At 74.8% G+C, this 10,709-nt stretch carries 9 protein-coding genes; 6 read left to right on the top strand and 3 right to left on the bottom strand.

Annotated elements, in window-relative coordinates; translation table 11 throughout:
• Positions 1 to 166: 166 nt before the first annotated feature.
• Entirely contained in the window at positions 167 to 550 is a 384-nt protein-coding gene (locus ACFV4G_RS22975) for a barstar family protein (protein WP_380443271.1), read from the top strand.
• 49 nt (positions 551 to 599) lie between these two features.
• On the opposite strand, the gene ACFV4G_RS22970 is transcribed toward ACFV4G_RS22975, so the two are convergent.
• Complete coding sequence (locus ACFV4G_RS22970; protein ID WP_380443269.1) at positions 600 to 1,313, bottom strand: polysaccharide deacetylase family protein; 714 nt, start codon at positions 1,311 to 1,313, stop codon at positions 600 to 602.
• Positions 1,314 to 1,740: 427 nt separating this feature from the next.
• Between ACFV4G_RS22970 and ACFV4G_RS22965 the strand changes: the two genes are divergently transcribed.
• Positions 1,741 to 3,396 carry a CehA/McbA family metallohydrolase gene (locus ACFV4G_RS22965; RefSeq protein WP_380443267.1) on the top strand — a complete coding sequence of 552 codons (1,656 nt, stop codon included), beginning with the start codon at positions 1,741 to 1,743 and terminating at the stop codon, positions 3,394 to 3,396.
• 154 nt (positions 3,397 to 3,550) lie between these two features.
• Positions 3,551 to 4,159 carry a hypothetical protein gene (locus tag ACFV4G_RS22960; protein WP_380443265.1) on the top strand — a complete coding sequence of 203 codons (609 nt, stop codon included), beginning with the start codon at positions 3,551 to 3,553 and terminating at the stop codon, positions 4,157 to 4,159.
• Positions 4,160 to 4,319: 160 nt separating this feature from the next.
• Here the strand turns inward: ACFV4G_RS22960 and ACFV4G_RS22955 are convergent, their stop codons facing one another.
• Together ACFV4G_RS22955 and ACFV4G_RS22950 are read right to left on the bottom strand one after the other, a co-directional pair.
• Positions 4,320 to 5,462 (bottom strand): NADH:flavin oxidoreductase, encoded by a 1,143-nt coding sequence (locus ACFV4G_RS22955; RefSeq protein ID WP_380443263.1) that lies wholly within the window; start codon positions 5,460 to 5,462, stop codon positions 4,320 to 4,322.
• Between the two features lie 186 nt (positions 5,463 to 5,648).
• Entirely contained in the window at positions 5,649 to 6,158 is a 510-nt protein-coding gene (locus ACFV4G_RS22950; RefSeq protein ID WP_380443261.1) for a DinB family protein, read from the bottom strand.
• A gap of 208 nt (positions 6,159 to 6,366) precedes the next feature.
• Between ACFV4G_RS22950 and ACFV4G_RS22945 the strand changes: the two genes are divergently transcribed.
• The 3 genes from ACFV4G_RS22945 (at position 6,367) to ACFV4G_RS22935 (ending at position 10,668) form a co-directional block, all read left to right on the top strand.
• On the top strand, positions 6,367 to 7,179 hold the full coding sequence (locus ACFV4G_RS22945; protein WP_380443260.1) for a class I SAM-dependent methyltransferase: 813 nt from the start codon (positions 6,367 to 6,369) through the stop codon (positions 7,177 to 7,179).
• A gap of 293 nt (positions 7,180 to 7,472) precedes the next feature.
• Positions 7,473 to 9,041: a hypothetical protein gene (locus ACFV4G_RS22940; protein ID WP_380443258.1), complete on the top strand. Its 1,569-nt coding sequence runs from the start codon at positions 7,473 to 7,475 to the stop codon at positions 9,039 to 9,041.
• A 280-nt stretch (positions 9,042 to 9,321) separates the two neighbouring features.
• Positions 9,322 to 10,668, top strand: coding sequence for a hypothetical protein (locus ACFV4G_RS22935; protein WP_380443256.1), 1,347 nt, complete (start codon positions 9,322 to 9,324; stop codon positions 10,666 to 10,668).
• Positions 10,669 to 10,709: the final 41 nt, after the last annotated feature.

The raw sequence follows: 10,709 nt of genomic DNA, 5'->3' as shown, positions 1-10,709 counted from the left end.
GTTTGGTGGGTTGTGTGTTGTTTATAAGAGACAGCCCCCGCAGACACCCCCGGCACCCCCCACCCACCCGAAAGCCCACCCCGCACCCCAAGCCCCGCGCAGCGGAACCCACCCCCACCCGAAAACCCCCACCCCCCACCACCCCTCCCCGCACTATCCTCACCATGTGACCGTGACTTATGTGATCGATGGCTCCCTGGTCGGCAACCTCGACGACTTCTGGAAGGTCGTGGGCGAATCCATCGGCTGCGGCGGCTACTTCGGCAAGAACCTCGACGCCTTCGCCGACTGCCTGCGCGGCGGCTTCGGCACCCCCGACGACGGCGACTACGCGATCGAGTGGCAGCACCACGAGGTGTCGCGGCGCAATCTCGGCTACCCCGAGACCGTCCGCCAGCTGGAGCACCGCCTCACCCGCTGCCACCCCACCAACCGGGAACACGTGGCCGCCGAACTCGCCGAGGCCCGGGCGGGCCGCGGCCCGACGGTGTTCGACTGGCTGGTGCGGATCATCGAGGAGGAACTCCCCGACGGCCTGCGCCTCGCCTGAGGACGGGCCCGGCAGAACCTGAGAACGAGCCCGTCAAAAAACGAGCCCGTCAGAACACGTCCGACAGCCGCACGAACCGCCGCCCCGCCGCCAGCAGCCCGGGCAGGGCCGCCGCGAAGCCGCGGGCGGTGCCGCCGCCCGGTTGGTTCATGTGGGCGATGACGATCGAGCCCGGCGGGGCCGCCGCCACCTCCTGCCGGACCTCGGCGGCGGTGAGGGTAGCCCCGCCGTCGCCGTTGACGGTGAAGCCCGCGACGCGTTCCCCGAGGTCGGCGACCACCCGGGTGGCGACGTCGTCGTAGTGGGCGGTGCCGGAGCGGAAGAAGCGGGGCGGGTGGCCGAGCAGGTCGGTGAGCTTGTGGGCGTTGCCGGCGACCTCGTCGTACACCTCGCCGACGTCCCGGGTGCCGGCGATGCCGTAGGCGGAGCGCCCGGTGACGGAGAGCGGGCGGTGGACGGTGCCGTGGTTGCCGATCTCGAAGAGCGGGTCGGCGGCGAGGCGCTCGAACTCGGCGGGGTTGGCGTCGATCCAGCGGGCGTTGAGGAAGAGTGTGGCGGGCACCGCGTGCGCGCGCAGGAAGTCGATCAGGTCGGCGTCGTACCCGCTGCCGCCGGAGCCGCCGCAGGCGTCGAACGTGAGCGCGGTCGCCTGCTGCCCGGCGGGCAGCTCGCCCGTCACCCCGGCGACGTCCAGCCCCCACTCGGTCGGCGCCGCGCCGCCGTACCGGGCGACGGCCTCCGCCCTGGTGAGCTCGTGCGGCACGGCGGAGGCGGTGGCCGTCGGTGAAACAGCAACGGACGCAGACGGCGCACCAACCCCCGCCGAGCCCGCCCCCGCCGAACCCACCCCCACAGAACCCACCCCCACCGAAGCGGACGCCGCCCCCACGCCCCCCTTCGCGGCCCCGCACCCCGCCAGCGTGCTCCCGGCCATCGCCGCCAGCAGGGCCCGCCGACTGAGTGACACACCGACCTCCACGATGATCCGACTGCCTGACCGTCTGCTTCTATGAACCGGTCGATCCTCGCCCGCCGCAACCCGCCCCCGCCGTAGCGACACGGCCCGCCGGGCGAGGCCGGGCCCGCTTTCACCGGCCCGCCCCGCCGCCGTGGGGCCCGGCTCACCCGGGGTTCACCGCCGCGGGTAGGGGCGTGGGCAAAGCCGACCCCGCCCGACACCGGAGAGCCCGATGCCCGCCACCCCCGAACAGCCCGAGCACCCCCAGCACCCCCAGCACCCCGAGCCCGACCGCCACCCCGCCCGCCGCGACGTCCTCCGCACCGGCCTAGCCACCGGCCTAGCCACCGGCCTAGCCACCGGCGCCGCCACCGCCCTCGGCTTAACCACCGCGGCCGCGGCCACCACCCCAGCCACCCCAGCCGCCGCAGCAGCGGCAGAGGCGCCCCGGACCACCGATCAGACCCTCACCCTCACCGGCCACCTCCCCACCGGCTCCCCCGACTTCGTCTACCTCCCCGTCGAAGTGCCGGACGGCGTCCGCGAGATCGCCGTGTCCTACACCTACGACAAACCCCCGGTCCCGGCCGGCACCCCGGGCAACTCGTGCGACATCGGCGTCTTCGACGAGCGCGGCACGGACCTCGGCGGCCCGGGCTTCCGCGGCTGGTCCGGCGGCTTCCGCACGGAGTTCCGCATCGCGAGCGACTCCGCGACCCCGGGCTACCTGCCGGGCCCGATCGGCGCGGGCACCTGGCACATGGTGCTCGGCCCGTACCAGGTCGCGCCGCAGGGCCTCGACTACCGCGTCGACGTCACCCTCCGGTTCGGCGAGCCGGGCCCGGAGTTCACGCCGTCGTACCCGGCCGAGCGGGCCCGGGGCCGCGGCCGCGCCTGGTACCGGGGCGACTGCCACGTGCACACCGTGCACTCGGACGGCCGGAGGCTGCCGGAGGAGGTGGCGGCGGGGGCCCGCGCCGCCGGCCTGGACTTCATCATCTCCACCGACCACAACACCAGCTCCTCGCACGCCGTGTGGGGCCCGCTGGCCGGCCCCGACCTGCTGATCGTCCCGGGCGAGGAGATCACCACGCGCAACGGCCACTGGCTGGCGCTCGGTCTCCCCGCGGGCGAGTTCGTCGACTGGCGCTACCGCTCGCGCGACGAGGCCTTCCCCCGCTTCGTCCGCCAGGTGCACCGCTCCGGCGGCCTGGTGGTGCCCGCGCACCCGTACTGCCCGTACGTCGCGTGCCAGTGGAAGTTCGGCTACGAGCAAGCGGACGCGGTCGAGGTGTGGAACGGGCCCTGGACGTACGACGACGAGTCGGCCGTGGACACGTGGGACGCGCGCCTCGCGGTCGCCCTCCGGGACGGCCGGTCGTGGCTGCCGGCGATGGGCAACAGCGACGCGCACAGCGCCCCGCAGGTGATCGGCCTGCCGCACAACGTGGTGCTGGCCGAGGACCTCACCCGGGACGCGGTCCTCGACGGGCTGCGCGCCGGGCGCAGCTGGCTGGCCGAATCGGCGGCCGTGCGGCTGGAGTTCACCGTCACCGGGGACGGCCGGCAGGCCGGCATCGGCGAGGAGCTGGCCGTCCCGGCGGACGCGCCGCTGGACGTGCGGCTCGCCGTGTCCGGGGTGCCGGGCGGGACGGTGCGGTTCCTGACCGACGAGGGCCAGATGCACCAGGAGTCGCTGCCCGCGGGCGGCTCGGGCACGGTGGTGTGGCGGACGACGGCCTCGCTCGCCGCGTACGTCCGGACCGAGGTGCGCCACCCGAGGGCGGACGGGTCGCCGGGCCGGGGCAACACGATGGGCGAGGACCTGCCGTGGGGCCCGATGGCGGCCCTGACCAACCCGATCGTGCTGCGCGCCGAGGACCGCTAGGGCGTGTCCGGGTGCGGTCCCGGGCCGGACGGGGGACGACTCGGGGCACCCGGGTGGACTAGGTTGATCCCCGAAAGCATCAGTCGTAGGGACGAGGCGGTCGGCTGTCCGCATCCGGGTCGCCACCCGGATCCGGGCCACCATCCGGATCCGAATGGCCGTCCAGATCCGGATGGCCGTCCAGATCCGGATGGCCGTCCAGATCCGGGTGGTCACCCGCATCCGGGCCGACCGGCCCGCTCGCACTCCGACCGCCTCGCCCCGGCTACCCGACCGTCCCCGGCCCGCGAAGGGATCAGCAGCTGTGAACCGTACGACCGTAGGTGGGCCGGAGCTCGGGGGCGGCCGGGGCGCCGGCGGTGTCGTCGTCCTCGTCGACCCGTCGGGCGCCGGACAGAGCCGGGTGGCCGCGCTGCTCGCCGAGGAGCTGCACCCGAGCGTCCACCTGCGGACGGACGACTTCCTGCGCGTCATCCGCCGGGGCCGGCTCGCCCCCGGGGCGCCGGGGGCCGAGCGCCAGGGCGCGACCGCGCTGGCGGCCGCCGCACAGGCGGCGTTCGCGTACGCGACCGGCGGCTACCAGGTCGTCGTGGAGTGCCCGGCCGCGCCGCCGGCCCTCGACACCTTCCGCCGCGAGAGCCGGACGACCGGCGCCGCCCTGCACTACGTGGCCCTCGAAGCCGACGCCCCCGGCACCCCCGAGGCCGCTGCCGAAACGATCCTGACCGCGCTCGGCGAGGGCATCCACCTCCTCGGCTGGTGAGCTCCGCCCGCGGCACGGGGCCCCGGCCGTCCGCACACACGGAGCGCCGACCGTCCGCACGCACGAAGCCCCGACCGTCCGCACACACGGAGCCCCGACCGTCCGCACGCACGAGGCCCCGACCGCGCGAACGGTCGGGGCCTCGTGCCGTGCGCGGAGGTCAGCTGAGCGTGCGGACCGCGGCGGCGTCGTAGGAGCGGAGGTCGTCGAAGCGGCCGGCGAGGACCTTGGCGGCCCACTCCGGGTCCTGGAGGAGGGCGCGGCCGATGGCGACCAGGTCGAACTCGTCGCGCTCCAGGCGGTCGAGCAGGTCGTCGATGCCCTGGACGGGGGCGCCCTCGCCCATGAAGGCGCGGACGAAGTCGCCGTCGAGGCCGACCGAGCCGACGGTGATGGCCGGGCGGCCGGTGAGCTTGCGGCTCCAGCCGGCCAGGTTGAGGTCGGAGCCCTCGAACTCGGGGACCCAGTAGCGGCGGGTCGAGGCGTGGAAGGCGTCCACGCCGGCCTCGGCGAGCGGGGCGAGGATCGCCTCCAGCTCCTCCGGCGTCCCGGCGAGACGGGCGTCGTAGTTCTCCGACTTCCACTGCGAGTAGCGGAAGATCACCGGGAACTCCGCCGAGACGGCCTCGCGGACCGCGGCGACGATCTCGGCGGCGAACTTCGTCCGGGCGACCGGGTCGCCGCCGTAGGCGTCGGTGCGGCGGTTCGTCCCGGCCCACAGGAACTGGTCGATCAGGTAGCCGTGGGCGCCGTGCAGCTCGACGCCGTCGAAGCCGATGCGCTCGGCGGCCGCGGCGGCCTCGGCGAAGGCGCCGATCACGTCGTCGAGGTCGGTGCGGGTCATCGCCCGGCCGGTGCCCTCGGTACCGTCCAGGCGGATGCCGGAGGGGCCGACGGCGGGGGCGCCGGCGACCGGCGGGTCGCCCTGCTTGCGGACCATGCCGATGTGCCAGAGCTGCGGCACGATCGTGCCGCCCGCCGCGTGGACGTCCTCGGCGACCCGGGCCCACCCGGCCAGCTGCTCCTCGCCGTGGAAGCGCGGGATGTCGTCGGCCTGGCCGGCCGACTCGTGGCCGACGTACGTGCCCTCGGTGACGATCAGGCCGACGCCCGCGGCGGCGCGCCGGGCGTAGTACGAGCGCACGTCCTCGCCGGGCACGCCGCCCGGGGAGAACCGGCGCGTCATGGGCGCCATCACGATGCGGTTGGGCACGGTCAGCCCGTTGATCGTGACGGGCCGGGACAGGATCCCGGCGGCGCGGGCGGCGGGGTCGGCGGACGCGGCGGGCTCGGTGACGGTCATGGGGTTCCTCGTGGGTACCGGGGGTGTGCACGGAATCGTGAACGGTTGCCCGTGCCAACCATCCCGACGGCCGCCGCATTTCGCCGCACACGCGAAGGCCGCTGTGATCCCCGCCACTCCGGCGAACCGCCGCCTACGCCCCTACCCCCTACACCTTCCCCCCTACGCCTTTTCCCTCCTACGCCCCTACGCCCCTACGGTGCCGTCGATGCCCTCGCGCAGGAAGTCGGCGTGCCCGTTGTGCCGGGCGTACTCGTGGATGAGGTGGAGCATCACGAGGCGCAGCGAGACCGTCTCCCCCCAGCGCGGCTGGTAAGCCGTCACGTCCAGGGACTCCGCCTCGCACTCGATCCGGCGCGCGTGCTCGACCTCGGCCTGCCAGGCGGTGAAGGCCTCGTCGCGGGTGGCGCCGGTGGCGTCGTACGCGGCCTGGTAGTCGCCCTCCGGCGACCAGACCAAGGGGACGTCCTCGCCGCCGATGACCCGCCGGAACCACGTGCGCTCGACCTCGGCCATGTGCCGCACCAGCCCGAGCAGGGTGAGGGTGGACGGCGGGCTGGACTGGAGGCGCAGCTGTTCGTCGGTCAGGCCCTCGCACTTCATGGCGAGCGTCGCGCGGTGGAAGTCGAGGAACGCGCGCAGTGTCTCGCGTTCGCCGCCGACCAGTGGGGGCTTGGGGCGGTTGTCGGTGTCCACGTCGTCACTCTTTCCTCGGTCCGCGAGATCACGGCGGACTGTAGCCGACGGCGGCCCCACGGGCACCGCATTTCTCCGACACCTCTCCGTGACCGCTCGACTGCACCGTGTTCACATCCGCACCGGTTTGGGTACGTACCGCGGCGCGCCGGACGAGCGGCGCGCGCAACGACCCTGCGGACCGACGACCCACCGAAGGCAGGACTCCATGGACCAGAGCCGGATCCCTCCCACCGTGCACCGGACGTACGGCACGGGCGACCTGAGCCGAGCCGCCAGTTTCGCGGGCGGCTTCATCAACTTCGGCGACTGGCACGGGATCGACCTCGCCGCGCCGACGCCGGAGGAACGGGTGCACAGCCAGGAGCAGCTGTACCGGAGGGTGCTGCGCGCCTTCCCCGAACCCCGCGACCAGCTGCGGCTGGCGGAGGTCGGCTGCGGGCGCGGACTGGGCGCCGCGCTCGCGCTGCGCGAGTTCAGATTCGCGGCCGTGACGGGCGTCGACATCCACCCGGACCAGATCGAGCGCGCCCGCACGGTGAACGCCAAGGCGCTCGCCACCTACCCGGACCGGCTCGCCTACAGCCTCGGCGCGGCCGAGGAACTGCCCTTCCCCGCGGACGCGTTGGACGGACTCTACTCCGTCGAGGCGGCCCAGCACTTCCGCGAGCTGACGGGCTTCGCCCACGAGGCGGCCCGGGTGCTGCGGCCCGGCGGGCGGCTGGTGGTGACGACGTTCTTCGCCGCCGCCGGCCCGGAGGCCGCAGAGCGGCTGAGCCTCCTGCTGAGCAGCTTCGCCGACGGGCTGGACGTGGCCCACCCGCTCGACGGCTTCACGGCGGACCTCGCGGCGGCCGGGTTCACCGGCGTCACCGCGGAGTCGATCGGCGCGGACGTGTGGCCGGGCTTCGACCGCTACCTGGCGGACGCCGTCCCGGCCGGGCACTGGTCGCGCAACTTCGTCGGTGCCTGGCGGGACGGTCTGCTCGACTACCACGTCGTCACTGCCGACCGCTCCTGAGCACCCGGCCGGCGCGGCCCGACCACTCCGGGTCGCGCCGGCCCGCTGCCGGCCGAATCGCGTCCGGCCGGATCGCATCGGTCGAATCGCGGCGGGCCGAATCGCATCGGCCGGTATTCCGGTCAGTTCGTGAGGACTCCACTACCCGGTCCCCTCCCGTGCGGCAATGCCCAGGGGCGTGCCTCCGGGTTGCCTCGGTGCGTGGCCAATTCCTGAAGGACCTTTTTAAAATCCCCTGCCGGAGCCGGGCAGCGGCTCCCCCACGAGGTCCTGAACACTTGAATCCTGCATCCTTGGCGCACCCCCTCGCCCTGATCCGGGCCGCGGAAGGGCTTTCCCCTTCCGAATACGCCCGCATCGTCGCACGGACCCACGCCGAACTCGGTTTCGGGCAGATGGCCGCCCGCCGCGAGAAGGTGCACCGCTGGGAATCGGGCCGCACGGTCCCCGAGCCCACCGCGCAACTGGCCATGGCGCACCACCACGGCGTCCCCGCCCCCGAGGTGCACCGGCTCGGCTGGCCGCACTGGCTGCACCTGGTCATCGGGGACGCCGTCCTGCTGGACCAGCCGTACACCGCCGCGGGCGCCGCGCTCGCCCTGAACAGCGCGCTGCACCTGCCGAAGGCGCCGTGCCCGGCGGCGCTCCTCCTCACCGGCGCGGCGCTCGCCGCGCACCTCCGGACCGCACTCGTCCGCGCCACCACCGACGCCGACCGGAATCCCGATGGCACCGGCCCACGCGACACCAGCCCGCACGACACCAGCCCACACGACACCGGCCCGCCCGACACCGGCCCGCACGACACCGGCCCGTCCGCCGAGCAGCTGCGCTGGATCGGGGCCCGCACGTCGGCGCTCGAACGGCACGAGAGCGGCACGTACCTGCCGACCGCCGCGCTGTACGGCGCGGCCCACGCCGAACACCGCCTGGTCGTCCGCCTGATCGGTGCCCACGGCCACGACGGCCCGGCCGCCCGGCGGCTCTTCCGGTTCGCCGCCCGCACCGCACTGGTCTGCGCCTGGCTGAGCAGCGCCCTCGGCGAGGAGACCCGCGCGGAGCGCCACAACCTCACCGCCGTCCGCGCGGCCGCCGCCGCGGGGGAGCCCGACCTCGCGGCGGTCGCGACGGCCCGGCTCGCCGCGCGCCACGTCGTCGGGGGCGACCCGGTCGACGCGCTGGCGCTCGTCCGAGCGGCCCGCACCGTCGGTACCCGGCCGTCGCCGGGCACCATGACGGCCCTGCACTGCACAGAGGCGCTCGCCCTCGCCCGGCTGGGGCACGCCGCCGGCAGCGCCAGGGCGCTGGACCGCGCCGGAAAGGCCGCCTCGGCCACCCCGGCGGCCGGCGACACCCCATTCGGCGCGGCCCCATTCGGCGCGGCCCCATTCGGCGCGGCCCCGTTCGGCGCAGCCCCGTTCGGCGCGGCCCCGCACCGGCTGACCGTCACCGTCGCCCGCGCCCGATCCGCACTGCTCCTCGGCGCACCGCACGAGGCGGAGCCGCACTTCCGCGTCCTCGTGGACTCCCTCCAGGCACCGCCGGCCGGCGCCCCGTCACCGCACACCGGCTCCTGGCTCCTCGACGCCGTCGACGCCCATCTCGCCGTCGGCGATTTCGGTTCCGCGGCCGTCGCCGTGCACCGCGCCGTCCACGTCACCGGAACGCTCCCGCCGGGACTCGCCCGTCAATACCGCGACCGGCTGTCCGCCCACGGGCGGGAGCCGGCCGTCCGACGCGCCCTCGAATTCCTGCGGGACACCGCACCGCACGAAAGTTCGATGACGAAGAGCGAAGTCGAAACCGGCCGCGACGACGCCGGGGCCCAGCCCATCGAATCGGCCGACGGCGACGACGAGTAGCGCTTCACAGCGCCTTGCGGACGCCGGCGGCGGTTCGCTTCCTTCTCCTTTTGCCACCGCCCGGTCACCCCGCGTCGTACGAGCACAACCGGCCACACAGCTGGCCGCACAACCGGCCACACGACCAGCCACACAACGGCCGTGCGCCGCAAGGCCGTCGGCCATGCCCCGGGGGTGCCTCCACGCCTGGGAGCGCACGGACGGACCTGCCTAGGATCCACTGCCCGGCCCGGGGTATCCCGCCCCCGGCGGCTCCCGACCCCTCCGAGGGACGCCTTCGTTGACACACCCTCTGTTCGTGCTGCGCGCGGCGCTGGGCCTGTCCCAGCCCGAGTACGCCGGCCTCGTCGCACGCACCCACGCCGCACTCGGCCTCGGGCAGATGGCCGCCCGCCGGGAGAAGGTCTCCCGCTGGGAGTCCGGCCGCACCGTGCCCGAGCACACCGCCCAGCTGGCCATGGCCCGCATCCACGGCATTCCGGCCCGCGAGATCTACCTGCTCGGCTGGCCGCACTGGCTCCACCTGGCGACCGGCGACGCCGCCCTGCTCCACCAGCCCCACACCGACGAGGGGGCACTGCTCGCCCTGGCAGGCTCCGTCCACCACCCCGTCACGCCCGGGCCGTCGGCCCTGCTCCTCACCGGATCCGCCCTGCGAGCCCAACTGCGCGCGGCAGTCGCCCGTTCGACGGAGTCCGCGGCACACTCCGACCGGCCGGGGTCCGGACCGGCCGACGAGCAACTGGAGTGGATCGAGACCCGCGTCACCGCCCTCGAACAGCACCACGGCGGCACCCTCGTGCCGGCCGAGAGCCTGTACGCCGCCGCCCACGCCGAGCACCGGCTGGTCGTCCACCTGCTGGCCACCGCGCAGCACGACCACCGGACCCGTCGGCGGCTCTACCGCTTCGCCGCCCGCACCGCCCAGCTCTGCACGTGGCTCTGCAACGCCCTCAACGAGGCCGCCCGCGCGGAGCGCCACGCCCTCGTCTCGATCCGCGCGGCCGGAGCCGCCGGAGACGCTCCCCTCCTCGTCGTAGCCTTCCGGCAGTTGGCGTACTGCCACACCATCGCCGGGGATCCGGCCGACGCCCTCCTCGCCATAGCCGCCGCCCGCGCCGTCGGGCCCGGCCTCCGGCCTGCCGCGGCGAGCCAGTTGCACAGCCAGGAGGCGCTGGCCCTCGCCCGCCTGGGCCGGGCCGACGACGTCGCCCGGGCGCTGTACCTCGCCGGCCGGGCCCTCATCGCCACCGGCGGCCGTCCGGCGCCGGGCGAGAGCTCCGGGACCAGGAACCTGGAACGCATCCTCACTGCCGCGCACGGCACGGCCTCGCTGTTCCTCGGCCGCCCGCACGAGGCCGCGCACCACTTCGACGCGGTGGCGGCGTCCGGGTCCGCGCCGCCGTCCGGCGGCCCGTCCACCTTCACCGGGCGCTGGCTGCTCGACGGCGTGAAGGCCCACCTGGCCGCCGGTGACGTCGACGGCGCGGCCCGTACCGTCCGGCGCGCCGTCGACATCGCGGGGACGCTTCCGCCCTCGCTGGCCCGCGAGTACCACCGCCACCTGGTCCCGCACGGCAAGGAGCCCCCCATCCGTCGCGCCCTCGACTACCTGAAGCACGGCTGACGGTGCCGCGGAGAACACCGTCAACATGTCCAACGGGCCGA

It is taken from the genome of Kitasatospora sp. NPDC059747 (genome assembly GCF_042732955.1).
GTDB lineage: Bacteria > Actinomycetota > Actinomycetes > Streptomycetales > Streptomycetaceae > Kitasatospora.
This window is presented reverse-complemented; position numbering and strand designations above follow the sequence as displayed.

Bases quoted from the DNA above. Each gene is read 5' to 3' on its own strand.
- ACFV4G_RS22965 (WP_380443267.1), top strand. From the start codon at position 1,741: ATGCCCGCCACCCCCGAACAGCCCGAGCACCCCCAGCACCCCCAGCAC.
- ACFV4G_RS22960 (WP_380443265.1), top strand. From the start codon at position 3,551: ATGGCCGTCCAGATCCGGATGGCCGTCCAGATCCGGATGGCCGTCCAG.
- ACFV4G_RS22955 (WP_380443263.1), bottom strand. From the start codon at position 5,462: ATGACCGTCACCGAGCCCGCCGCGTCCGCCGACCCCGCCGCCCGCGCC.
- ACFV4G_RS22945 (WP_380443260.1), top strand. From the start codon at position 6,367: ATGGACCAGAGCCGGATCCCTCCCACCGTGCACCGGACGTACGGCACG.